18 protein-coding genes, 2 tRNA genes and 1 pseudogene are annotated in these 24,227 nt (G+C 56.1%); 5 read left to right on the top strand and 16 right to left on the bottom strand.

Annotated features, from left to right (window positions below; genetic code table 11):
• The 4 genes from hydA to ygeW form a co-directional block, all read right to left on the bottom strand.
• Positions 1-1,437, bottom strand: coding sequence for a dihydropyrimidinase (gene hydA / locus CK911_RS06180; protein ID WP_098969344.1), 1,437 nt, complete (start codon positions 1,435-1,437; stop codon positions 1-3).
• A 109-nt stretch (positions 1,438-1,546) separates the two neighbouring features.
• Positions 1,547-2,764 (bottom strand): YgeY family selenium metabolism-linked hydrolase, encoded by a 1,218-nt coding sequence (locus CK911_RS06175; protein WP_098969343.1) that lies wholly within the window; start codon positions 2,762-2,764, stop codon positions 1,547-1,549.
• A gap of 140 nt (positions 2,765-2,904) precedes the next feature.
• A complete protein-coding gene (gene dpaL, locus CK911_RS06170; RefSeq protein WP_042021775.1) occupies positions 2,905-4,104 on the bottom strand; it encodes a diaminopropionate ammonia-lyase in 1,200 nt (399 codons plus the stop codon).
• A gap of 137 nt (positions 4,105-4,241) precedes the next feature.
• On the bottom strand, positions 4,242-5,429 hold the full coding sequence (gene ygeW / locus CK911_RS06165; protein ID WP_098969342.1) for a knotted carbamoyltransferase YgeW: 1,188 nt from the start codon (positions 5,427-5,429) through the stop codon (positions 4,242-4,244).
• A gap of 770 nt (positions 5,430-6,199) precedes the next feature.
• On the opposite strand from ygeW, the gene fabB reads away from it, so the two are divergent.
• Both fabB and CK911_RS06145 read left to right on the top strand, forming a co-directional pair.
• Positions 6,200-7,411, top strand: a complete 1,212-nt coding sequence (gene fabB / locus CK911_RS06155) for a beta-ketoacyl-ACP synthase I (protein ID WP_042021771.1) — start codon at positions 6,200-6,202, stop codon at positions 7,409-7,411.
• A gap of 753 nt (positions 7,412-8,164) precedes the next feature.
• Positions 8,165-8,821, top strand: a complete 657-nt coding sequence (locus CK911_RS06145) for a HEPN domain-containing protein (protein ID WP_098969340.1) — start codon at positions 8,165-8,167, stop codon at positions 8,819-8,821.
• Between the two features lie 39 nt (positions 8,822-8,860).
• Here CK911_RS06145 and CK911_RS21495 read toward each other — a convergent pair whose 3' ends face one another.
• Both CK911_RS21495 and CK911_RS06135 read right to left on the bottom strand, forming a co-directional pair.
• Entirely contained in the window at positions 8,861-9,499 is a 639-nt protein-coding gene (locus CK911_RS21495; RefSeq protein ID WP_253860387.1) for an ADP-ribosylglycohydrolase, read from the bottom strand.
• Positions 9,500-9,505: 6 nt separating this feature from the next.
• Complete coding sequence (locus tag CK911_RS06135) at positions 9,506-9,706, bottom strand: DUF4258 domain-containing protein (protein WP_253860386.1); 201 nt, start codon at positions 9,704-9,706, stop codon at positions 9,506-9,508.
• Positions 9,707-9,896: 190 nt separating this feature from the next.
• Here CK911_RS06135 and CK911_RS06130 point away from each other — a divergent pair, with 190 nt between their 5' ends.
• Complete coding sequence (locus CK911_RS06130) at positions 9,897-10,103, top strand: hypothetical protein (RefSeq protein ID WP_253860385.1); 207 nt, start codon at positions 9,897-9,899, stop codon at positions 10,101-10,103.
• Positions 10,104-10,106: 3 nt separating this feature from the next.
• Here the strand turns inward: CK911_RS06130 and CK911_RS06125 are convergent.
• The 3 genes from CK911_RS06125 to CK911_RS06115 all read right to left on the bottom strand — a co-directional run bounded on the left by CK911_RS06125 (position 10,107) and on the right by CK911_RS06115 (position 13,929).
• Positions 10,107-11,269 (bottom strand): IS3 family transposase gene (locus tag CK911_RS06125; RefSeq protein ID WP_098969339.1). Its coding sequence is split into 2 segments (ribosomal slippage): positions 10,107-11,014 and positions 11,014-11,269, totalling 1,164 coding nucleotides; the frame shifts between segments, so codons are not numbered across the junction.
• A gap of 135 nt (positions 11,270-11,404) precedes the next feature.
• Positions 11,405-12,829: a hypothetical protein gene (locus CK911_RS21130; RefSeq protein WP_157774538.1), complete on the bottom strand. Its 1,425-nt coding sequence runs from the start codon at positions 12,827-12,829 to the stop codon at positions 11,405-11,407.
• Positions 12,830-12,972: 143 nt separating this feature from the next.
• Positions 12,973-13,929, bottom strand: coding sequence for a hypothetical protein (locus CK911_RS06115; RefSeq protein ID WP_157774537.1), 957 nt, complete (start codon positions 13,927-13,929; stop codon positions 12,973-12,975).
• 881 nt (positions 13,930-14,810) lie between these two features.
• Here CK911_RS06115 and CK911_RS06110 point away from each other — a divergent pair.
• Positions 14,811-14,887: transfer RNA gene (locus CK911_RS06110), tRNA-Val, on the top strand.
• Positions 14,888-14,925: 38 nt separating this feature from the next.
• Positions 14,926-15,002: transfer RNA gene (locus CK911_RS06105), tRNA-Val, on the top strand.
• Positions 15,003-15,039: 37 nt separating this feature from the next.
• Here the strand turns inward: CK911_RS06105 and CK911_RS06100 are convergent.
• From CK911_RS06100 to CK911_RS06070, 7 genes and pseudogenes are all read right to left on the bottom strand, one after another.
• Positions 15,040-16,377: pseudogene (locus tag CK911_RS06100) on the bottom strand (IS4 family transposase).
• A gap of 217 nt (positions 16,378-16,594) precedes the next feature.
• Positions 16,595-17,446 (bottom strand): formate dehydrogenase accessory sulfurtransferase FdhD, encoded by an 852-nt coding sequence (fdhD, locus tag CK911_RS06095; RefSeq protein ID WP_253860384.1) that lies wholly within the window; start codon positions 17,444-17,446, stop codon positions 16,595-16,597.
• Positions 17,443-19,575, bottom strand: coding sequence for a sigma 54-interacting transcriptional regulator (locus tag CK911_RS06090; protein WP_098969336.1), 2,133 nt, complete (start codon positions 19,573-19,575; stop codon positions 17,443-17,445). Before CK911_RS06090 ends, fdhD begins: the two co-directional genes overlap by 4 nt.
• A gap of 470 nt (positions 19,576-20,045) precedes the next feature.
• Positions 20,046-20,468 (bottom strand): hypothetical protein, encoded by a 423-nt coding sequence (locus CK911_RS06085; RefSeq protein ID WP_098969335.1) that lies wholly within the window; start codon positions 20,466-20,468, stop codon positions 20,046-20,048.
• Positions 20,465-20,899, bottom strand: coding sequence for a hypothetical protein (locus CK911_RS06080; protein ID WP_068978820.1), 435 nt, complete (start codon positions 20,897-20,899; stop codon positions 20,465-20,467). The genes CK911_RS06085 and CK911_RS06080 overlap by 4 nt, the downstream gene beginning before the upstream one ends.
• Positions 20,900-20,981: 82 nt before the next feature.
• The gene (fdhF, locus tag CK911_RS06075) at positions 20,982-23,126 is read right to left on the bottom strand and encodes a formate dehydrogenase subunit alpha (protein ID WP_098969334.1); all 2,145 of its coding nucleotides are present in this window, start codon (positions 23,124-23,126) and stop codon (positions 20,982-20,984) included.
• 120 nt (positions 23,127-23,246) lie between these two features.
• Positions 23,247-23,861, bottom strand: coding sequence for a 4Fe-4S binding protein (locus tag CK911_RS06070; RefSeq protein ID WP_098969333.1), 615 nt, complete (start codon positions 23,859-23,861; stop codon positions 23,247-23,249).
• Positions 23,862-24,227: the final 366 nt, after the last annotated feature.

Genomic DNA, 24,227 nt, shown 5'->3' with positions numbered 1-24,227 from the left:
TCAACGGGCCATTAAATTCTCGGGTGAATACTTTTGCGAACCGACCGTCGCGCCAAGTACCGGATCAAACGGTGCCCGGGCCAGAAAGCGGCCATGACCCCGTTGTCCGGTAAACTCGCCATCGCGGGCCACGATCTCGCCGCGACTAAGGGTCATCCTGATCTGACCGGGACAGCGCATCCCCTCGTAGGGGCTGTAGTCGCCGTTGTCATGCAGCGCAGCGTGGCGGATCTGGGTCTCGCCACGGGGATCCATCAACACCAGATCGGCGTCGGCCCCCGGCTGCAAATTGCCCTTGCGCGGCCAGAGGCCAAACAGGCGCGCCGAATTGGCGCTGGTGAGCGCCACGAAGCGCGACGGCGAGATGCGCCCACTTAGCACCCCATGAGCGAAAAGCAGCAACATCCGGTTCTCGACCCCGGGCAAGCCGTTGGGGCAGCGGCTGAAATCGCCGCCCGAGAGGGTCATGCGCTGGGCGTGGGAGAAGTTGCAGTGATCGGTTGCTACCGTGTCGATATCGCCCGTAGCTATGCCGACCCACAGCTTGTCCTGCTCGCTGCGCCCGCGCAGCGGCGGGCTCAACAGGAAGTCGACCCCGTCTTCGCGGTAGTAGCAGGCGTCATCGAGCAGCAGATACTGCGGACAGGTCTCGACCCAGACCGGCTGACCCTGACGGCGAGCCAGCTTGAGGTACTCCAGCCCCAGTCCGTTGGAGAGGTGGACGATATAGAGCGGCGCATTGCCCGCGAGACCCGCCAGATTGATCATCCGGGCGATCGCCTCCGCCTCGCACTCCAGCGGACGGCTTTGCGGGTGATACCAGGGCTCATGGTGGCCAGCGGCCAACAGGGCCGCACGGCGCGTCGCGATGGCGGCATCGTTCTCGGGATGGACGGTGGCGAGCGCCCCCACCTCTTTGAGGCGAGCCAGCGCGCGCAGCACGTCATGGTCCCCCAGCTTGTACTGGTAGGTGAGGTAGAGCTTGAAGCTGCTGATCCCCTCCTCCTGCACCATGGCGGCCATCTCATTAAGGATGGCGTCATCCACATGCTGGATCACGCCATGAAAGCTGTAGTCGATCACCGCCTGATCGGCGGCGTAGTCGTGATAGCGGGCCAGCTGGTGATGCAAATTGCACCCCGCCGGGCCAAATCCCATGTGGTCGATGATGGAAGTAGTACCACCACAAGCGGCGGCACGAGTACCGCTGAAAAAATCATCGCAACTGCGGGCGATGCCGACGTCGATGTTGAAGTGGGTATGGACGTCGATGCCGCCCGGCATCACGTAGCAGCCGCTAGCATCGATCAGCTCGGTCTCGCCATCGGGCTGGATATCAGCAGCACGGGCGCGGATCACCCCGTTATCGATCAGCAGATCCTGACGATACTCCCCTTGTGGATCGACCAGCACACCGTTTTTTATCAGCCGTTTCATCCCCACCACCTCGCACCTCCCATCGCTTCAAACACCAAGGCCCCGCCTGCCACAGACGGGGCACTTGCAACAGCCGGGCGGCGATAGCGGTCACCCCCCGGCAGACTCCTTATTTGTCCAGCTCGGCCAGATAGAGCATGGGGATCACGGCGTACATGGCAGCGCACTTGACCAGATGCTCTTTCCAGGTCTTCTCGTTCGGCGCGTGGGCTTCCGGCTCTTTACCCGGGCCAAAGCCGATGACCGGAATACCGTGACGACCCATGATGGAGACCCCGTTGGTAGAGAAGGTCCACTTGTCCACCACCGGCTCTTTGCGGAACAGCTCGCGATAGGCCTTGGAGAGGGTCCGGACTGTGATGTGATCCTCTTCCACTTTCCAGGTCGGGAAGTAGCACTCGGTCGGATAGACCAGACCTGTGTAGGCCGGACGATCGTACTGGTACATGGAGACCTCGGCACCGGCGGCTTGCACCGCAGGCAGGGCGCGGATCTCGTCCAGCGCACCTTGCCAGCTCTCGCCCCAGGTGAGACGGCGGTCGATGGAGACGGCGCAGCTGTCCGCCACGGCGCAGCGGCTTGGTGAAGTGAAGAAGATCTCGGAGACGGTCAGGGTGCCCTTGCCGAGGAAGTCGTCATTGCCAAGGTTGTGGCTGAGCTCCTGCAATTCGCCGAGGATGGGGCCCATCTTGAAGATGGCGTTGTCACCGCGCTCCGGCGCGGAGCCGTGGCAACTGACACCCTGCACCTCGACGCGGATCTCCATGCGGCCACGCTGGCCTCGGTAGATCTGGCAGTCGGTCGGTTCGGTACTGACCACAAACTCGGGGCGGATCTTGCTCTGCTCGATGATGTACTGCCAGCACAGACCGTCGCAGTCCTCCTCCTGCACAGTACCGGTCACCAGCAGGGTGTATTTATCTTCCAGCCCCAGATCCTTGATGATCTTGCCGGCATAAACCATGGAGGCCATGCCCCCTTCCTGATCGGAGGCGCCACGGCCGCCGATGATCTCGTGATCTTCCATCCCCTCATAGGGGTCGAAGGTCCAGTTGGCGCGGTTGCCAACACCGACGGTATCGATGTGGGCATCCATGGCGATCAGGTGCGGGCCGTGGCCGATATAGCCCAGCACGTTGCCCATGGGGTCGATCTCGACCTTGTCAAAGCCAACCTTCTCCATCTCCTGCTTGATGCGCAGTACCACCCGCTCTTCATCGCAGCTCTCGCTCGGGATGGCGATCATGTCGCGCAGGAACTGACTCATCTCGGCCTTGTACTGGTAGGCCTTCTCCAACACCATTTCAAACGGAATTTGCTTGCTCATTGTGATTCTCCATAACAACTGAGAGTGCGCGGCCTGTTCGTCGGCAGCGCCCTGTGCCCGTTACCGCGCCCCGTTGGCGAGGCGCGATCTGTTCTTTAATTCGTGTCTCTGCTCTTGCAGGGAGTGACTCGCAGCCGGAATTACTCGCAGGCTGGATGCTTGCCTTCCCACACCACTTCCCGGTAGTGGGTCACATCGGTATCCCCTTCGGTGTTGATGATCAGTACCACCGAGTTGCTATCCAGCCCGAGACGCACCATCAGCGCCGCGCGATCCGGGTGGTGACGTACTGCCGCCAACACACCGGTGCCGACCGAGCCGGATTCGCCGGAAATAATGCGGGGGTCATTGCCAAGGGGGTTGCCCAGCACCCGCATGCCCAGCGCCGACACCTTGTCGTCACAGGAGATGAACTGGGTGGTGCAGCTTCTGAGCAGTGGCCAGCCGAGGGGGTTGGGTTCGCCACAGGCGAGACCGGCCATGATGGTGCGCATGTCGCCCCCCACGTTGACCATCTCCCCCGCCACGCCGGAGCGGTAGATGCAGTCGGCCTGATCCGGCTCGACCACTATGCTGTGCAGGTTTTTTGCCCCGAAGCAGTCAACCAGATAACCGAGCACCCCGCCCGCCAGCGCCCCTACCCCGGCCTGCAGCAGCACGTGAGTGGGCTGCTTGATGCCCATATCCTGCATCTGCTCGACCGCTTCGTCGGCCAGGGTGGAGTAACCCTGCATGATCCAAGTAGGGATCTTGGTGTAACCCTCCCAGGCGGTGTCCTGCACTATGTGCCAGCCGCGCTCTTCGGCCATCTTCATGGTCAGGCGCACGGTGTCGTCATAGTTCATGTCGGTAACGATGCACTCGGCACCGAGGTTGAGGATGTGATCCACCCGCTCCTGGGCTGAGCCCTTGGGCATGTAGACCACCGCATGCTGGCCCACCTGCTTGGCAGCCCAGGCAACGCCGCGACCATGGTTGCCATCTGTGGTGGTGGCGAAGGTCATCGGCTCCTTGATGGTGCGTTTGATGAGATCAAAGGAGAAATCCTCGATAGCCACCCCATATTTTTCACAGAGCAGGTTGGCGATGGCATAAACGCCACCCAGCATCTTGAAGGCATTGAGGCCAAAGCGCTTTGACTCGTCCTTGACCAATATATTTTTCACCCCGATATAGGCGGCCAGATCGATAAGGTCGCACAGGGGGGTCGGCTCATAACCGGCCAGTTTTTTATGAAAGGCACGAGCCTTTTGTGCTTCAACACGGGAAAACAGCGGTGATGGCTCGGCGGTAAAAAAGCGGTTATCGGCAATATCCATCTTCAAAGAAAATTGGGACATGCTTACCTCACTAGGCGTTACCTGACAAAGAGCTGCCTCGCCGGGAGATCCGTTATTCAGATGCCACGGGGAGAAAACTCGAAATAATGGGTTCGACAGCGTGGGCAGGATGAATATTCACCCTGCCCTGCTGTTATTTATTTCACCCGTTTCTGCGCCTCTTTAAGCAGATTTTCCAGGGTTTCGGCCGGAGCGGAGAATTTACGGGCCATGATCATGGCGGCGATAATATAGGGCTTCCAGCTCGCCTCTTTGTAAGTGGCGATACGGTATTTCTCGAATACCCCCTCAGTCACTTCACCCTCTTTGCAGGAGACACCGGAAATATCTGCTGGCAGGCAGTGCATATAGAGCGCTTCGCCCCTCTTGGTGAGTTTCATCATCTCCTCGGTGCAGTGCCAATCCTTGTGCTTGGCGTTCTGCTCCAGACAATGTTTCTCCAGCTCCTTGAGGCCAGCGTGATCATTGGCACGCAGCAGCTCGGTGCGCTGCTCCATCACCTTGTAGGGGGCCCAGGACTTGGGATAGACGATATCGGCGTCCTTGAACGCCTCTTCCATGGAGGTAACCTGACGGAAGCTGCCGCCGGAGGCCTTGGCATTCTCTTTGGCCACTTCGATCACGTCCGGGATCAGGTCATACCCTTCCGGGTGGGCCAGGGTCACATCCATGCCGAAACGGGTCATCAGGCCGATGATGCCCTGGGGCACGGAGAGCGGCTTGCCGTAGCTCGGGGAGTAGGCCCAGGTCATGGCAATCTTCTTGCCCTTGAGGCTCTCCAGGCTGCCGAAGTGCTCCTGCAACCAGGCGAGATCAGCCATCGACTGGGTCGGGTGATCAATGTCGCACTGCAGGTTGACCAGCGCCGGACGCTGGGGCAGCACGCCCTTCTCGAATCCTTCATCCAATGCGGCGCCCACTTCGCGCATATAGGCGTTACCGGCACCGAGGAACATGTCGTCACGGATCCCGATGGCATCGGCGCAAAACGAGATCATGTTGGCGGTTTCACGGACGGTTTCGCCATGGGCGATCTGGGATTTGCCCTCATCCAGATCCTGCTGGGCCAGACCGAGCAGGTTCAGCGCAGAGGCGTAAGAGAAGCGGGTTCGGGTGGAGTTATCGCGGAAAACCGAGATACCGAGCCCGCTGTTAAACAGTTTGGTGCAGATATTTTCGGCGCGCAGGGTCTTGAGGGATTCGGCCAGTTTCAATACCAGCTCCAGCTCCTGAGGAGTTTGCTCCCAGGTCAGCAGAAAATCTTTTTCATGCAGGTTGGATTTGAGTGCTCTGATCTCTTTGATTAATTCGTTAACTGCTTTCATCGTTCGCCCCAATCATTGGATGAGATATGGATAGCTCCCCTTTCACTCACGATGTCACCAGCATCCCGGTTGTGGGTGAGCTCATCGGTTAGCGTCGATGTAAGGCAATCAATAACCATGCCAAGCTAATAAAATGCTGGCAGATATTAATAAATGGCGAAAGTATGTGATACCACCCACAAAAACAGCTGCTATTTCAGCGATTTATTCCATGAAACGCCAGATACATCTGACCAACGCATTACCCCCCAGATAATCATAAATAAATTGTCTCGCCCGATGGGGGTGAGAATTATCATTCAGCCCGTTCTACAGGGGTTGAAATGATATAATCTGGCTGGCCATTATCATTATGATAATTCAACAGCGTGCGTTGATATCTGCGCTATATATCCCGGGCCTCGGGAGACAGCCCCAAGGTCAACGCCGTCCTGCCATAACCTTTCATCTTCAGCACAACTGCGCTCATCACGTTGGGGCGAGGCATGACGCAATAGCGCAGTTCCCCGTGCTTGCCTGGGGGTTGCAGCGGTTGTTCACCGTCGCAGGCCCGCAGCTACACCAGGCTACCAGGTTGATTGAGACCACCAAGCGTTCACTCTGCCACGACAGATGGATGAGCTCTCCCGTTACTGACACCTGATAGGCAGCGTGATAAGCTCTCGCACTCACCATAAGCACACCTTCTCTACCTACTAAGTGAAAGCAGACCAGTTTGGCAGCTGAAAGCGGGTAGACTTGGTGCCAGTTTTTCCAGACGAGATGAATTAATGAGAAGAGCAGTGATCACCGGTATCGGCGTCATCTCCAGTATCGGCAACAACAAGGAAGAAGTGCTGGCCTCCCTGAAAGCAGGTAAATCCGGCATCACCTATTCCGAGCAGTTCGAGCAGCACAGCCTGCGCAGCCGTGTCTGGGGTAACATCAAACTCGAGCCGTCTGAACTGATCGACCGTAAAGTCATGCGTTTCATGGGTGACGCTGCGGCCTACGCCTACCTCTCCATGCAGCAGGCCATTGAAGATGCCGGTCTGGCGGAAGATCAGGTTTCCAACGAGCGTACCGGCCTGGTGGTCGGTTCAGGTGGAGCCTCCGGCAAAAACACCTCAGAATCTGTGGACATCGCCCGTGAGAAAGGGGTCAAGCGTGTGGGTCCTTACATGGTGCCGCGCACCATGTCTTCCACCACCTCTGCCTGCCTCGCGACCCCGTTCCAGATCAAGGGTGTCAACTACTCCATCAGCTCTGCCTGCGCCACCTCTGCTCACTGCATCGGTCACGCCATGGAGCTGATCCAGCTTGGCAAACAGGATGTGGTCTTCGCTGGCGGCGGTGAAGAGCTGGACTGGTCCTCTACCATCCAGTTTGACGCCATGGGCGCCCTCTCCACCAAGTACAACGACACCCCGGAAAAAGCCTCCCGTACCTATGATGCGAACCGCGACGGTTTCGTTATCTCCGGTGGCGGTGGCATTCTGGTCGTTGAAGAGCTGGAACATGCGCTGGCCCGTGGTGCTCACATCTATGCCGAACTGACCGGTTACGGTGCCACCTCCGATGGCTACGACATGGTTGCCCCGAGCGGTGAAGGCGCGGTGCGTTGCATGAAGATGGCGATGCAAGGTGTTGGCACTGTTGATTACATCAACACCCACGGCACCTCCACTCCGGTTGGTGATACCAAAGAACTGGAAGCTATCCAGACACTGTTTGGCACCAAGGGCCCCAAGATCTCCGCCACCAAGGCGATGACCGGCCATGCGCTGGGCGCCGCAGGCGTGCATGAGGCTGTCTACTCCCTGCTGATGATGGAACACGGCTTTATTGCCCCCAGCATCAACATCGAGACCCTGGACGAGAAGGCTGAAGGTCTGCCCATCGTACGCGAGTACGAAGAGGCCGAGCTCAATACCATCATGTCCAACAGCTTTGGCTTTGGCGGTACCAACGCCTCTCTGGTGTTCAGCAAGTTCAAAGGCTGATACCCGGGTGATATAAAACGCGCCTCCGGGCGTAATCACCATCAGCTTGGGATCTTTTTATCGGTCCTCCAGATCTGAAAAAATCCGAAACCACGTGAGTTGGTTTCGGATTTTTTATTGGCCTCTATTCGTATCACCCCAACAGCTGCTCATCCTGTCATACCACCCCGTTACCTCCCCTTGCCAGCCATATAACCCCGGATATCCCCATCCCGTTGTTCAACCCGAAGAACGCTGTAATCTCTGATGGCCTACTTGAATATGAGCCTTTCAACACATCATTGGGACATAGCCATCAAGAACCTTATTTGACCTAATCCCGTTCTGAAAGAACGGGGATGTTCGATGCAACATGCAGAAAACAGCTTCACTCAACAAGCCGGCACTGTGGTAAATTGGACCAAAACGGAACTTGTTGAGGATCCTATGCCTATTCCCCCGCCCCCTTCTACCTTTCACTGCCCCAAATGTGGCTGGCACAAGACGGTCGCCCCCAAGAGTGACGTAATGGTACGAGGCTACAACTGGTTTGAGGTCTGTCCCGAGTGCAGTCATTCGTCACTGGAAAAAAAACCAGCCACCATGGTTGAGCTAGCAATGGCAAAGCTCAGGGATGTAGTTGGGAAGTGACCATCATGAGCAGATGGCCACTCAAGCTGATTCGCCACATGCACATTAGCCCGAAGCCATACCGTAAGCTGATTGCGTAGCCGCAGATGCCAGCTATCCATCCGATAGAAAAGGAGATCGTCGTTGAACTTTGAACAGTTGAAAACCCGTCACCGCACACTGCGTGAACACTCCCCCGGCAACCTCAACCTGCGGGTTCATCGTGCCTTAAGCTGGCTGCAGCGCGCCGAAATGGCCGAAGATGAAGATGGTCGCTTTATCTTTCTCTGGATTGCGTTCAATGCGGCTTATGCCACTGAAATCGATGACGATCGTCGCCTCTCCGAGCAGGAGACCTTCAAAGGTTTTCTGGAAAAATTGTGCGACCTGGATGAGCACAAGCAGATCGAGCAGCTGGTCTGGCAGGAGTTCTCGGGCAGTATCCGCATGCTGCTGGACACCCCTTTTGTGCTGCAAAGCTTCTGGGATTATCACAGCGGTAAGATAAGCGAAGCCCAGTGGAAAGAGCGGCTGGCAAAGGGCAAGAAGATGGCGACCCTGGCGCTTGCCAGCGGCAACACACCGCAGTTGCTGGGCGTGGTCTTTAACCGTCTCTATACCCTGCGCAACCAGCTGATCCATGGCGGTGCGACCTGGAACAGCTCGGTCAATCGCAAACAACTGAAGGATTGTGCCAACCTGCTCGGCAAACTGGTACCGGTGATTATCGAGTTGATGATGGCCCATCCCGATACCCTGTGGGGTGATGCCTGTTATCCGCTAGTTGAGCTGGCTGGTTAATCAGCCGCAAGATGGCGGGGTAACGACTGCCCGGCCTCTTCAATCCGCCCGATCTGACAGATAGAAAGCGCCAGACAGTAGACCATAAACCAACCGCACCCGCTCATCCCGGCCCAGCAGTACACCGAGCAATACTTCACCGCTGGCCAGGGAGTCACTATGCCAGAAGCACCAGAGGGCTGCTTCAACCACATCCAGCCAGCTGGCATGGCCCAGCTGATTGCGTGACTTGCGTCGCCAGCTGCCGCGCATCACGGCACCGCTATTCGGTGCGCTGGCCGCCAGCCCCCGCAGCTCCATCACGCTTGGCGTGAGTCCATCCAACTTGGCCTGACGACTACCACGCCCTCCCCGCAGCAATTTATCGAGTAGCAACGCCAGCAAGCGAAACGCATCCTGATCTTCAAAACAGGCATCTCCTCCCAGCAAGTCGGCAGCACCGGCCATCAGTTGCTCACGCCCCAGATAGATGGGCTGTGACGTACGATCCAACCGATGTTGCTCGATATGGATCGCCAACGCCGTCATGACTGCCAACGGTGACGTTTCATCCTCTTGGTGAGACGCTCCTTTGCTAAGCAAAGATGTCAGCTCGGTGACTCGCTCGGCTGACAACAGGCAACAGATCCCCTTGATCAGGGGCATGGCCGCCTGACCCGATAACAGATTTGAGTTCATAGCGCCTCAGTGACGATCGCGTTTGAAATGAGTGGTTTTATGACCGACGGTGACAATCTCTCCGTCTTGCAGTACCAGATAGTGACGGCGCAGACGCTGGCAGTATTCCGCTGGCAATCCGCACTCGGCTTGCAGCATGACCAACCCTTTGCGATCGAGATAAACCAGTTCGCGCCCCTGGTGATAAGCAGAGCGCCCGATGCTCAAAAATAGCTCCACCAGCTCGGAAGCAATGCCACGCTGCTACATCCGGCACGCGGCATGATGGCTGTATGCACTGTCCAGCTTCCCGTTCATGACATGCTCCTTTGGCGCTCATTTCGATGGCCTCATTATATGTAGCCTGTATACTCATGCCGATACTGGTTACATACACATGTCGCATTTTGGAGCACATATGACACCCAAGGAGCTCACCTGGGATCAAACCCTGCGTTTTCGTCTGCTGGAAATCGTGTTGCAGTGGGAAGGACGGCTGACTACCAATCATTTGATGACCGCCTTCAATATCGGCCGCCAACAGGCGTCACGGGATATCAACCACTACCTGACTCACTACGCCCCAGAGGGGCTGGTCTATGACAGAAGCCTGAAGGGATTGTAGTGGTCAACTAAATCCGGACACTTGGTTAGGCCGAACCTCGGCTTTTGCTGGCGGTGTCCCGTCATTGTGGCGATGTGGACGCCGCCAGTTGTAGTAATCCATCAGGTAATAACTGATATCCCGCTTTGCCTCCTGCACGCTCATGTATCCCGTTGCCGGTACCCACTCTTTTTTAAGACTTCTAAACAACCGCTCCATCGGGGCGTTATCCCAGCAGTTACCACGCCGACTCATGCTCTGGGTCATGCGATAGCGCCACAGTCGTTGCCGAAATGCCCGGCTGCCGTATTGGCTACCCTGGTCAGAGTGAAACAGCACGCCAGATGGGCACCCTCGTTGCTGATAGGCCATTTCCAGTGCTTTTATTGCCAATTCTGCATCAGGTTTGTCAGACATCGCCCAGCCCACGACCCGCCGGGTATACAGGTCGAGCACTGCGGCCAGGTAATGCCAACGACCACCGGCCCAGACGTAGGTGATATCGCCACACCACACATGGTTAGGTTGCGGAACATCAAATTCACGGGCCAGCAGATTGGGAATATCCGGTCGTTCAGATTGGCCAACCTTATAACGGTGTGCGCCCGGCTGTTTGGATGCCAGCCCGGCTTCCTTCATCAGGTTACGTACTTTGAATCGACCAATTTGATGCCCCAACTCCCGCATCATCAACATCAAGGCGCGGCTGCCTGCCGAGCTCCTGCTCTCTTTGAACAACCGGCGCAACTCGCTGCGTTGCTGTATCCGCTCACGGTTAATCGTCCGCTTGCGAGCCAGATAGTCGTAAAAACAGGATGTTGGAACATCGAAAGCGCAGCAGACCAGGGTTATGGGGGCTTGCTCTCTTAATTGGTCTATCAGCGCGTACGTGTGAACTCGTCCGTCATCAAGAGAGCCGTAGCCTTTTTTAGAATGTCCTTTTCGCGCTCGAGCCGGTTGATGCGAGCTTCCAGCTCCTGGATTTTTTGCTGCTCCGGAGTCAGCGCTTTACTGATAGGGGTTGTGCCGGTTCGTTCGGATTGCAGTTGCTGAACCCAGCGGCGCAGTACGGTTTCACCGACATCCAGTGAACGGCTGGCTTCGGTGACAGAATATCCCTGGTCGAGCACCAGGGATGCGGCTTCGAGTTTGAATTCAGCAGTAAATGAGCGACGTAATCTTGTCATTGAACACCTCAGGTCATGGTGGCGACTGTACCACCTAAAATGGTGTCCGGGATGATTAGACCACTACAAACTGACTCAGTTGAGCATGAAGCAACTGGCAAAACTTCTCATAATGTTCTGGCTTGGTGAGTAGATTCAAATAATCTTCGATGGCAACGCTTCCCATCCGACCTCCTGGAGCATTTCATCGAGTATGGGAGCAAGGTAGCGACTGACCTCAACGTGGCTCAATGCAGAGTAATATCCCAATGGGGCATGACCCGTCATCCAATGACCCATCTGCCAATCAATCAACTCAGGATCAACACTGCGTTGAATAAGTTGAGACTTCATCCAATGCCGACCCGCATTTGACGGCAGTCTGAGCTCAAGCGGTAGAAAATCCGATAGTGCCTTGGGGAACAAATTTACCGCCTGCCACTGTCGATTCACCGATTTGAAATGGAATAGCGGGCCAAGCTCTCGTCTAGAATTGCGTACGGTTTTATACCACTGGCTAGCATCCACGATCCCCAGTGACAATAGCTGCTCATCCATGGTTAACAAACAATCAACAGTGGCTGCTAATGTCGGCACCCGACACCGCAGCATCTGTGCCAGTATCTGCAGGTGCTTGTTGTAATGCCTCAATTGCCGATCTAACAGCTCCGGCATGCACACTAATCTGGCATGGGTAAAATCTGCATCGTCTTTATCACTGATCCCAAGCAAGCGGTAGGCTCGCAGGTGCAGGGCCAGCGAAGGTAATGGGTTATGCACCGCCCGATACCCTGTGGCGAACATCAACAGAAATGCTGTGTAGGCAGCATAGGCATTGTGATACTGAATAACCTGAGGTAAAGGGTATATCCCCGAGGGAGCAGATTCATTGAGCGACGTGCGCAGGTGACTGACCCACGCAATGCATGCTGCCTGAGATGGGGTAAAGGTCGAACCTAGGTGTTGCCGCTGATGCCAAGGACGTGGCTCAAAAAATGTGGGGCACTGTAGGGAAGGGTCTGCCGATCGTGCATATTGGGTAATATCGCACCATAGCTTGCTCAACGCGCTCAGCCGGTGTTGATCATCAATGCATACATAGCTACGTGTCACACGTGTACGACTCAAAGCTAAGTGATAGCTAAAATCAAGCACAACAGGGTCAATTGAGCTCGCTGCAAAACAAAATCGTTCGATAAATGAATAGATCTTATCCAAACTGACTCGCTGGCCACTTGGCAGGTGATCAGAGTATTTTTTAAGGTGCTTGGCCAACGATGCGGTTGTGATATCCGAAGCGATCAGCGGTACAAACCCTCCGCCATAATGCTTGCGAAACAGTTCCATATAGAAACCATGACATGGGGTAAACGCATGGTCTGACGTTACTATTAGTCCTCGTTTCTCATCACCCAGCCTAGGCTTTGCTGAATAGTTGATTGGAAAACACCACCATCCATCCCCATCAGGATCCACATAAAGACCCGCTCTGAGCATCCGCAAATCATCAAAAACAAACAAATTTGCCAAATCAGCGGGAGACTTTCCAATCAGCAGCATCGACCAATATGCCAACGCCATGAGTTGGTGCTCTTTGGTCGCTGGTCGTTGCAAGAAACCAATAAATCGGACCAGATCACCTGACTTTAGTAATTCAGTATTTTGCAGGACAACATTCTGGCCACGCCTGACCTTATGGGTGACATCAATACTTTTATTTCTAATCAATACGGGATCAAAATTCGCTCTACCGCAGACAACTCCTTCGCATCTCGCTCTTCAGTACAATCGCTATCCAGCGAAACATATAGTTGCTGTGGGTAAAAGTCATCCACGTCCACACCATCCTTATCCAATTCATAAGGGAGGCTTGGGAGAATTTCTTGGATAGAGGCATCTTGACCCTGGATAAACGAGGTTTGCGTTTTGTTATAACGACGGGCAATCATTCTGGTCAGTCCTTGCCTTCCTCGATGACGCCCTACACCCCAGTTACCTAACAAAAAATGAACAAATGCGCGTAAATAGTTGCGATTTTTCACCTCAATTCGGATCTGCTGATTTTTGCAGAACAGCTCGACTTGAAAGGCTAGTTTTTTGACGCAATCGAGATCATTAGGAACCAATTGATTTAACAGTATTTCAAAATCTTGATTGCGCTCATCAAAAACTAACCGCGTAGCACTGCACACCTCCTGTTCTCTTGTCTTGCTGCCCGCGCTGAGGTGTGGGTCGTTCAACTCAACCAGGGTTTTGAAATAGTGTTCGAGAAACACGATCTGCAGCTCTACGGCTATTGGGTTTTTGTTGTAATTTGTGAGGCGAAACAGCCACGCATAAAATGGAGCATCCTCACACCACCCACTCCCCATTTTGATATTCAGAAACTCGGCTTCACGTTTTGGATCTGAAAAATTAATTGAAAAACCTAGCCCAGGTAAAAACCAATCTGGTACACCAAATATGTGTTCGAGCCGCTGTTTTACCACCGAATCCTGAGACAGCCGATGAAGGGCGTGGCAAACTCGCCCTAGACCTCGCAGCGAGGCGGGCGCCTGAATTTTCTCCAACCATGGGATGAGTACCTCTTCGATCTCAAACTCCTCGAGATCCAAGCAGACATGATCTGAATAGAGACGAAAATGGGCGATCAGTTTCGGCAGCAACTCAAACTGGATCATTGCGATGGCCACCGCTAGGAATAAATGTTTTGGAGCTCAGTGCCAGCCAGTGACAAAGATCGGTTTTTGTCGTCAACTGGGGGAACAGTATCTGCCATTTATCCATTGAAAACAGACTGCTGTCATGGTCGCAATCGAACCAGCAATAGAGAAAATCCGCGATCGTCGCTGATGAGTGAGTAAAACATTGGCGCAATAGGCTGTGAGTGAGTTCGTGTAAAACTAGTAATTCCCGAATGTCTGGTTTTGGTGGTTTATCAAGCAGAAATACGGGAACGACTTCTACTGGCCTGCTCGTTGCCTGTTGTTGCAGAAGACGATGGTATGAGAACACCCCACTGACAATCGAAATGTGATCACTGCCTTTTGGGCGGTACGCCATGATCGGATTTTGGACACTATCGAGTATCGCGGCCCCATGATCAGCCTGCGTAAATTGTAGTGGCCCCCCCCCGCAACGAGGCTACAAATGAGGCCCCATCCAGCACCGTTTGACAGACCCGATCCAGCCTCAAACTCGAAACACTGACCTGCTCATACCGACCACTTTCTAGCAACCGGTCACAAAAATTCGAGTAATCACTGGGCTTCATATGCATACCCACCTCAACAAGGTGGTGGTCATTTAAGAAACACTATAATTGTGCCTATTTTGTGCCCAAAATGGAAACGTGCTTGACCATAAACAGCTGAAATTTGCATGTGAGTCCAAGTAAATTTATCTGTAACTGCTTGAAATATGTTGAAATAGACGATTGATATTGACGTTTATGAATGAAGTGGATACTATAGCGGGGTCATCTTGACATGGTGGGGGTCGGTGGTTCGAATCCACTAGGACGCACCATTCAGTTTCAAAACTTTGCAGATATTCCAGATGTGGGTTTATAGCTCAGTTGGTTAGAGCACTACCTTGACATGGTAGGGGTCGTTGGTTCGAATCCAATTAAACCCACCACTTCTGCATAAAGAAATAAAAGTCGCATTGCGCACCCTGCGTCCTTAGCTCAGCTGGTTAGAGCATCACCTTGACATGGTGGGGGTCGGTGGTTCGAATCCACTAGGACGCACCAAATTCTAAAAAGCCCGCTCAATTGAGCGCAATGCTGTTCACTTAAGCGGAGCCGCATTGCGATCTACCGGAAAACGGGTCTTTGATATCTTCACCGCCCTGGGTCTCGATGGCCTGGGGCGTTTTTCTATGAACATGACGCCTATGCTGCCCCGCAACTCCGCCAATCTCCGCGGCGTATGCGCTGGCGATAGCGCGCCAGCCATCACCGCCATCTGGTTCGCTATGAACTGACAGGCAAATTTGAAGCTCACCTCATTGGGTGCTCGCTGATGGACTACCGCTGCCTGGCTCGCCTCCCGCCTGACCAGATTGTATCCAAGCAGCAAACCCCACAGCTCCTGATAGACCAAGTCCACTTTCTTGCTTCTCAGCGTGATGGAATTGTGCTGCATTGAGCTTTTGATATCCCGGTATCCCAGCTCGATTTCCCAGCGCTCGTGGTACAGGGTCGCCACCTGCGCTGCGCTGAATCGCGCCACGGGCAGTGAGGTAAATACCGTTTTCTCCTTGCCTGCCACCTCATAGGTCACTGCACGAACTTGCCAGTGCGTCGGCAACGCCGGGTTTTTCTTGCGTGCCTGAGGTGAGACCTTCATTTGCAACAGACGGTCACCGTCGCCATAGCGTTCAAGTTCTGTATACACCAGCCCCTTGCGCTCCGGGATGAGCCAGTGACGATGGGTGTCTTCGGCCTGAATACGCAGCAACAGGTCGGCACCGAAGAAACCTTTATCCAGCAGGGTTACCGAATTGTCCGGCAATGATTGAATGAACTCGCTGGCCAGGGGGATTTCCCCTTTGCGGTACGGGCTGATGGCCGCGTTGGCAATGACATGCGAACGGACATTCATCAGCGTGACCAACCGCAGCATCGGGTAGGGGGTTTGCCGGTTGGTTGAGGTGTTACCCGAGCCGAAATGCGCTCTGAGTTCAGGCATATCCTAGGTTCGGAACAGGGCGCCATCGATAGCAAAGACTTGTAAGCCGTGCAACTGGTCTTCAGGATAACGTTCCCGCCCCCACACATCAGCACACTGCTTGAATAGCCACTCGAGCGGCTGTTTGCCGAGTCGCTGACGGGCTTGAGACAGGGCACTGTCAGCGAGCAAGGCATCATTTGCCAAACCTTCGGCACAGATGTTGAGGCGCCGAGCGACCTCGGAGATGGGCTCATTGCGAAAAAAGGCCATCCCCACGACGAGCCACAAGACCATATCAGCAGGTAAGCGGCGTCGGCGGATAGTGGCCTTTTCAGACAAGGCGGCAGCGGCAGTAATCCATTCGTCGGGAATATGGTCGGCAAAAATTGCCAACCGGGCCAGCATGTCGCCAGATGCTTCAATAACATCGCTCAGGTCGTTTGCAATAGACATAAAAAAATCCGGAACCAATGATTGGTTCCGGATTGTCCTACAGCAGAAGGATCGGTCAATGGATCCTTAACTGATCAGCATTGCGCTCAATTGAGCGGGCTTTTTGCATTCTCTTTTCCTGACTCGCGCCGGGTGGTCATGACCGGATGGCCAACTGACGCTCACTGCGCGGCGGGCATATCGAGCCCGCCGCGCCCTTACTATGCGCCCCCGACAGTCACGCCAGCACAATACGTTGGCAGCCGCTGTAGATCTCGGCCCGCCCGGGGCGGCAAAAGCCCACCAGGGTCAGCCCGGTCTGCTCGGCCCGCTCGACCGCCAGTTCAGTGGCCGCCGAGATAGCGAGCAAGATCTCTACCCCGGCGCTGGCGCACTTTTGCACCATCTCGAAGCTGGCGCGGCTGGTCACCAGAATGGCGCCATCCCGCCGACCGCTGCGCTGCAGATGCCCTACCAGCTTGTCCAGCGCAATATGGCGCCCTACATCCTCACGGATGGCGAGAATGTTGCCCTCCCCATCCAGATGTACCGCCGCATGGGTGGCGCCGGTGCGCTGCCCCAATAGTTGAAGCGGGCGCAGCGCGGTCAGCACCTTGTCGATATGGCCCACCGCCAGACGCTGGCTGTCGGGCAGCCTTGGCTGGCTGCGGATCACCTGATCCAGACTCTCGCTGCCGCAGATACCACAACCGGTACGGCCCGCCATGGTGCGCCGCTTCTCTTTGAGGCGATGAACGCAGCGATTGGCCAGGGTGATATGCAGCTCAATCCCCTGACAGCCGTCAATCTGATCGATGTCGTGAATATCGAGCAGGCTGTCGATGATCCCCTCCGAAAGAGAAAAGCCGATGGCGAAATCCTCCAGATCGGAGGCCGAGCACATCATCACACTGTGAGCGATGCCGTTATAGACCAGCACCACCGGCGTCTCGGAGGGCAGCTCCATCTCGCTGTCACTGGTTACCGTATCGGCGCGGTAGTGCACCACCTCGCGGTGGATAGCGCAGCGGGCCAGCTCGCTCTGCTCAGGCTTCAACTCCGGCAGGGCGGCATCTGCTGCTCCCCTCATGGCGTGACCCCATCGATGATCTCGGGATCCCGGGCCGAGATGCCAAGCCGCTTCATCTTGGAGAGCAATGTGGTGCGCTTCATTCCAAGGCGCGCAGCGGCCCCCCGCTCACCGGCGACGATGCCGTTGCAGTCGCGCAGGGCGGCGATGATCGCCTCGCGTTCATCATGGGGGGCCTCGTTGGCAAACAGCGACGAGGTGGGCTCGTCATAGACCAGGGTCTCAATCTTGTGGTAGCCCTTGAGGGGCATCAGCTCGTCCGGCGAGAGGTTGAGCACATGGCCACGGGTCATCACCACGGCGCGTTCGATGACGTTCTCCAGCTCGCGGATATTGCCGTACCAGGGCAGCGACACCAGCATCTTCATGGCATCGGCGGGGATCGAAGTGATGGTGCGGCGCATCCGCTTGGCAATCTTCTTGATAAAGAAATTGACCAGTAGCGGAATGTCTTCGCGCCGCTCGCGCAGGGGCGGCAGCTCGATGGGAAAGACGTTGAGGCGGTAGTAAAGGTCGCTTCTAAAGCGCTTGTTCTTGACCATGGAGAGCAGATCGCAGTTGGTGGCGGCCACCAGCCGCACATCCACCGCGATGGGGTTGCTGTTACCCACCCGCTCCAGCTCGTGCTCCTGCAATACCCGCAGCAGTTTGGGCTGCAGATCCAGCGGCATATCCCCCACTTCGTCGAGGAACAGAGTGCCCTTGTGGGCCCGCTCGAAGCGACCGATGCGCTGGGTCAGGGCGCCGGTAAAGGCCCCCTTCTCGTGGCCAAACAGATCGCTCTCGATAAGACCGGTGGGAATGGCGGCGCAGTTCACCTTCACCATCTCGTGGTCGCGGCGGTCGCTCAGTTGATGAATGGCCTGAGCGATCAGCTCCTTGCCGGTGCCGGTCTCGCCAAGGATCAACACGGTACTGTCGCTCTCGGCCACCAGCCGCAGTTTCTCCAGCACGCTCTCCATCACCGCGCTCTGGTAGATGATATGGGGGAACTCCCCCTGCATCTGCGGCTCGTTGATGCGAATGGTCTTCTCTTTGGCACCGTTGGTGTTAGAGATCTCCTGCTGCGCCTGCACGTTGTTCATGGCAATCGCCGTGCGCGCCGCCACCTGCTCCAGCAAGGAGATATCGATATCGGCAAAGAAATCGGCGTTCGGGTGGGAGAGGATCAACACCCCCAGCAGGTTGCCCCGATAGCGCAGCGGCAAGATGCAGGAGCTCTCGGCTTCCGGCGGCAGGATCTGGGAGGTAAAGCGGCAGCGATTGCTGCAGCCGTGGCCGTGATCGCGATAGACAAAAAATGGCTCGCTGTGGCCGAGCGCCCCTTGCAGGCACTTCTGCTCGAAACAGGAGTGATCGATGATACCCGGCTGCTCACTGTGCTCGCTGTTAGCCAGATAGCTTTTGAAACTGTCGGAGGTAGCGTTGTACTCGGCCAGACACAAGCTGCTGATGGCGAAGTGGTGCTGCAGGATGGTAAAGAGACTCTTGGGCAGCTCGGCGATGCGCACCAGTTTGATCACCGCATTGGTGACATCCACCAGAATTTTGCAGCTGTCCCGTTCAAGGCGCAGGGAGTTGGCCTGCTCCAGGGTGCGCTCCTTGTCGAGCACGTTTTCCAGCGCAATGGCCACGATGGCCGCCAGCTGGGTCAGTTTTGCCAGCGTCTCCATGGTGAAGTTGTCGAGCCGGGTGTTGATAAACTCGACCCCACCAAGATGGCTGCGGGCAGTGGTAATAGGGAGCTGGCAGTAGGAGCGCAGCCCCGCGTAGACCCCTTCGGCATCGAGGGCCGAGCAACGATTCTCAAAGCGGGCGGCAGAGAGAATGATGGCCTGTTCCGGGGTTTCCTTGGTCGGACGGGGGGAGACGTGCAGCTCTGCCTTGGGGCAGACCAGATGCGTTGGGCCGATCGCCCCCATAAAACAGAACGTGGCCTCCTCGCTCGTGCCCATATTGAGGATCAGATTGACCCGGGTCACGCCGCCGAAACTGGCATCTATCTTATTGAGTTTGTTGATAAAATCATCGAGCGTCACGGCCGACAAGAGGGATTTGGAGAGCAGGAGGAAACCGTCGTCCCAGATGGGAGAGATGTCGTCCAGAGGAATGGCACTCACATTTAGCATTCTGGTCTCACGTTACAGCTAGGCAGGAAAAACATCAGCAAGGACGGGGCGCTCCGTCAGATGTCGCAATAAAACACGTAGTCCATTAACGTTTAATCATAAAAATCAATACTCATTGGAATAGCATTGTATTGAGCGTTGAATCATAAGGTAGCCCTATTTTCAATACAACCATGGGGGCAAATAAGTGGGCTTATGGCTGCGGGTAGATTCCTTCCACACGTTTATTCGCCGATCCACTCAGCGCAGATCCGTTATCGCCAGTGGGCTGTCGTTTTTCAGCCACCTTTTGTCACGGGTTGTCGCGAGCCCGCACCAAGCCAACCATCTGATATTCCGCCATGAATACGCCATCCTTAGTCCGAATGCGGGTCTTGAGTCTCCCGAACCCGATGACAGCTCCTCTGGCTAACGAGATCCCGTGCCATCCCTGCAACAAGGTGCATATCGGCATCATCGCGTTGATGTTGTCAGTGGCACTCATTGGCGATGAGTTGTTGCCCTGCGACAGGGCTGTGCTGCCAGACGGCGTCAAGCATCAATTTGAGTAGCAGCTCGGGCGGATTATCGAGAAATCGGCCCGTTGCCTGCAGCAAACGGCCATCGGCCCGATAAGCCTGGCTGGCCTGCACCTGCCCGGTTTCATCGACGATCTGGATGATACCGTTGAGTTCTCCCCGCTCGCCTGACTGACAAGAGAGTCTGAGCTCGCGCATCTCCCCCAACAGGGTGAAAGCCCGACACAGTGGTGGGGAATCCTCGTAATCGGGCCAATTGAAGAACTTGTATTGCTTGGCGAGTGTTCCCGCCCGCTGGCAAAACTGGTCAAACAGCAGGGCGATGCCCTGATACTCCAGATCCAGCAGTTGCGCTTGCTCTTCAATACGTTTCATATATTTGACTCCTTACTACCGATTTGTTCGAAAATTGATTTTCCAATATTGCCCGGATGAAACTTGAGTCCACCGAAAATAAAGCCAGCGGATAGCAGCTGAAAAGCCACCAATAACCAACTGATATGTTGTGATATATCTGCCGACACCGCCTGATTGGTCAGATAGACCACCAGGGCACAAAGGCCCAGCAGCAGGGTATTCACCAGCGTGGTGGAGAGGAAGGCAACGAGCCAGGCCAACTGCACGCTCAGGGCCGCCAGCACGGCGCCCATGGCGATGCGCGCGGCGATGAAACAGCCGAAGAAACCAAAGCCCAGCAGAAATATCAATTCGTCGTACCAGAGGTAACACCCCATCCCCAATAACATTGCCAGCAAATAGGCTGAAACATAAAAAATCCCGAACGAGATAGTTAATTCACGGCTCATGGTGGACACCTGCCAGCTGAAAAAAGGATGAGGGGATCCAGGCCCTGTAAACAGAGCCTGGATCCACTTTATTTAACGATGATTACCCTTTGGCAGCGCTGCGCAATTTCGCCTTGAGCGCACTGTATTCAGTCTGGACGTACACTTCCGCCTCAGCCTGACCTTCAATACGCTCAATCTTCACCGCACAGTACTTGTACTCAGGGGTGTAGGAGACCGGATCAAGGTGCTCGATGGTCAGCTCGTTACAGGCCCCGATCCACCACTGGTAGGTCATGTAGACCACACCGGCGTTGACCCGATCGTTGTAGTTGGCTCGGGTGATCACCTTGCCGCGCCGCGACGAGATCCACACCAGCGCCTGATCCTTCACCCCAAGCTTTTGCGCATCGCTCGGGTGGATCTGCACATAACCCGGCTCATCGGCCAGGGTTTGCAGCGCCGAACAGTTACCGGTCATGGAGCGGCAGGAGTAGTGCCCTACCTCCCGCACGGTGGAGAGCACCAGCGGATACTCGGCACAGGGCTGCTCCAGCGGCGCCCGCCACTCGGATGCGATCAGCTGACCCTTGCCACTCGGGGTAGTGAACACATTCCCCTCGAACAGGGTGCTGGTACCCGGGTGATCCTCGGTTGGGCAAGGCCACTGCACGCTCTTGAGATCCGCTATCTTGTCGTAGCTGACCCCGGTATAGAGCGGGCAAAGGGCGCGCATCTCGTCCCAGATCTGTTGGGTATCGCGATACTCCATGGGATACCCCATGGCGGTGGCCATCAGCGAGAAGATTGCCCAGTCTGGCTTGACGTTCTCGGGCGGTGTCACCGCCTTGTAGAAGCGTTGGAAACCGCGATCTGCCGAGCTGTAAACCCCCTCGTGCTCGCCCCAACTGGTGGCGGGCAAAATGACATCCGCCATCTCGGCGGTCTGGGTCATGAAGATATCCTGCACGATCACCAGATCCATGCCGCCCAAGGTGCGGCGGAACTGGGCCAGATCGGCCTCTGTCTGCGCCGGATCTTCACCGAAGATATAGAAGGCTTTGCACTTGCCCTCCTCCACCTTGTGACTCAGCTCGGTCAGACGGTAGCCGGGCTTTTGGGACAGCGCTGGCACGCCCCACGCCTTGGCGAACTTGGCGCTGATCTCGGGATCGCTCACCGACTGATAGCCCGGGAACTGGTGCGGCAGCATCCCCATGTCGCAGGTGCCCTGCACGTTGTTCTGCCCACGCACCGGACCACAACCGGTGCCACGGCGACCGAAGTTGCCAGTCAGCAGCGCAAGTCCCGCCAGCCCTTTGACCACATCCACTGCCTGACCGTACTGGGTCACCCCCATGCCCCACAGGATCATGGAAGCAGGCGACGCGGCATAGGTGCGAATGGCGGCGCGGATATCGGCGGCTTTGAGGCCAGTGATCCCCTCGACATATTCCGGGGTGTACTTGGCGACCGTGGCCTTGAAGGTGTCAAACCCTTCGGTGTAGTTGGCGACGAACTCCTTGTTATAGAGCCCTTCACTGATCAACACGTTGGCGAAGGCGTTAACCAGCGCCATGTTGGAACCGTTTTTGAGCGGCAGCCACTGATCGGCGATGCGGGCGGTCTCCACCATGCGGGGATCACACACAATCACCTTGGCCCCGTTTGCCTTCGCCTTGAGGATATGGCGGGCGACGATGGGGTGAGAGTCAGCAGCGTTGTAACCAAACACCAGCAGGCACTTGGTCTCTTGAATTTCGGGAATGGCGTTGCTCATGGCGCCGTTGCCTACAGTTGTCTCCAGACCGGAGACTGAGGGTGCGTGTCACACCCTCGCGCAGTGGTCGACGTTGTTCGTCCCCAGCACTGCGCGGGCAAATTTCTGCATCACATAGTTGGCTTCGTTGCCAGGGCCACGGGCCGAGCCGGTGGTCATGATAGCGTCGGCACCGTAGGTCGCCTTGATGGCCGCCAGACGGCTGCTGGCAAAGTCGATCGCCTCATCCCAAGAGACGGATTCGAGCTTGCCACCACGCTCGCGGCGGATCATCGGGCTCTTGAGACGGGGGGTCAGCAGGTTGGTGTCGTTGAGGAAATCCCAACCGTAATAACCCTTGAGGCAGAGCTGCCCCTCGTTGGTCCGGCCGTTGGCGCCTTCGGCCCCCACCACCTTGTCGTTTTCAACCAGCAGGTTGATCTTGCAACCGGTGCCGCAATAGGGGCAGACGGTAATGACTTTTTTCATGACTCACACTCTTGTTTGTTAACGGTAAAAGGCGGTTAACGCTAAAAGGCCTTTAACAAAAAACGGCCGAGAGACGGCGCCCAGCCAGTAAGGGCCAAATGCGCACGCCACTCTGATGCCTCAACCCTGTGCCAACAGCGGCTGGCGCTGGCAGACCGCCATCGCCTCGGCACTGGCCAGCTGCTTCTGGCGATTCAACTCGCCGAGGGATTCCGGGGTCACCAGACGCAGCGCCTGGGTCGGGCACACCTCAACGCAGGCCGGGCCCGCTTCACGGTGACGGCAGAGATCGCACTTCAAGGCTTGCGCCTTGGTCTGCGGGCGCTTGAACAGCGCATCGGCAGCGGGCGCCACCTCTTTCACCACCACCGCCATGGCACCGTAAGGACAGGCCACCACGCAGGATTTGCAGCCGATGCAGAGCTCCTGCAACACCTTGATGCAACCATCTTCGGTCACGATGGCATTGTTGGGGCAGGCCACGGCGCACGGCTTGTCTTCACACTGGCGGCACAGCACCGGCGTGGTCACCTTGCTGCCGACGATCACCTTCAGACGCGGCTGGAAATAGCTGTCCTTGGAGACCAGATGTCCATCCTCGATGGCAAGACGCAGGCCGCCCTCCCGCTCAACGGTACCCGTGCAGGACGTTGACTGGTGTGAAACGGCGCAGGCCACCTCACAGGTACGACACCCAATACAAAGACTGGGATCTGCAATCACGAAGCTGTTCATAGAGAGGGATCCTAAATGTTTCGTTACTGCCGCACTGGCATCGCCCGGCGTGGCCAAGTGCCAACCCCGGGGGGCCCACACTCGCACAGCGACGATACAGCCGGCTCACCCACAAAGCATTTATCAGACCAAAAACGGGAATGAGCGAAATAAAATTCGCAAGACACTGAAATTAAATAAGTAATCAGGATTGGCAGCCAGAGTTTTCTGGCCAGTGACGATGACGACCGCCTCGCAGAACTGTGATCGACACGACAAAAGTGACGAGCTCGACACCGGCTGACACGCCCCTGCCCCACGTGATGAACGGGAGGATAAACAACACCATCAAAGAGGATGCCGGAATGGCTTATTGTTTGGTTTTAC

Origin of the sequence: Aeromonas sp. CU5 (assembly GCF_002586745.1) — a bacterium.
In the GTDB taxonomy this organism is placed as follows: Bacteria; Pseudomonadota; Gammaproteobacteria; order Enterobacterales; family Aeromonadaceae; genus Aeromonas; species Aeromonas sobria.
This window is presented reverse-complemented; position numbering and strand designations above follow the sequence as displayed.

Bases quoted from the DNA above. Each gene is read 5' to 3' on its own strand.
- hydA (WP_098969344.1), bottom strand. From the start codon at position 1,437: ATGAAACGGCTGATAAAAAACGGTGTGCTGGTCGATCCACAAGGGGAG.
- CK911_RS06175 (WP_098969343.1), bottom strand. From the start codon at position 2,764: ATGAGCAAGCAAATTCCGTTTGAAATGGTGTTGGAGAAGGCCTACCAG.
- dpaL (WP_042021775.1), bottom strand. From the start codon at position 4,104: ATGTCCCAATTTTCTTTGAAGATGGATATTGCCGATAACCGCTTTTTT.
- ygeW (WP_098969342.1), bottom strand. From the start codon at position 5,429: ATGAAAGCAGTTAACGAATTAATCAAAGAGATCAGAGCACTCAAATCC.
- fabB (WP_042021771.1), top strand. From the start codon at position 6,200: ATGAGAAGAGCAGTGATCACCGGTATCGGCGTCATCTCCAGTATCGGC.
- CK911_RS21495 (WP_253860387.1), bottom strand. From the start codon at position 9,499: ATGAACTCAAATCTGTTATCGGGTCAGGCGGCCATGCCCCTGATCAAG.
- CK911_RS06130 (WP_253860385.1), top strand. From the start codon at position 9,897: ATGACACCCAAGGAGCTCACCTGGGATCAAACCCTGCGTTTTCGTCTG.
- CK911_RS21130 (WP_157774538.1), bottom strand. From the start codon at position 12,829: ATGGCGTTGGCATATTGGTCGATGCTGCTGATTGGAAAGTCTCCCGCT.
- CK911_RS06115 (WP_157774537.1), bottom strand. From the start codon at position 13,929: ATGATCCAGTTTGAGTTGCTGCCGAAACTGATCGCCCATTTTCGTCTC.
- fdhD (WP_253860384.1), bottom strand. From the start codon at position 17,446: ATGAGGGGAGCAGCAGATGCCGCCCTGCCGGAGTTGAAGCCTGAGCAG.
- CK911_RS06090 (WP_098969336.1), bottom strand. From the start codon at position 19,575: ATGCTAAATGTGAGTGCCATTCCTCTGGACGACATCTCTCCCATCTGG.
- CK911_RS06085 (WP_098969335.1), bottom strand. From the start codon at position 20,468: ATGAAACGTATTGAAGAGCAAGCGCAACTGCTGGATCTGGAGTATCAG.
- CK911_RS06080 (WP_068978820.1), bottom strand. From the start codon at position 20,899: ATGAGCCGTGAATTAACTATCTCGTTCGGGATTTTTTATGTTTCAGCC.
- CK911_RS06070 (WP_098969333.1), bottom strand. From the start codon at position 23,861: ATGAACAGCTTCGTGATTGCAGATCCCAGTCTTTGTATTGGGTGTCGT.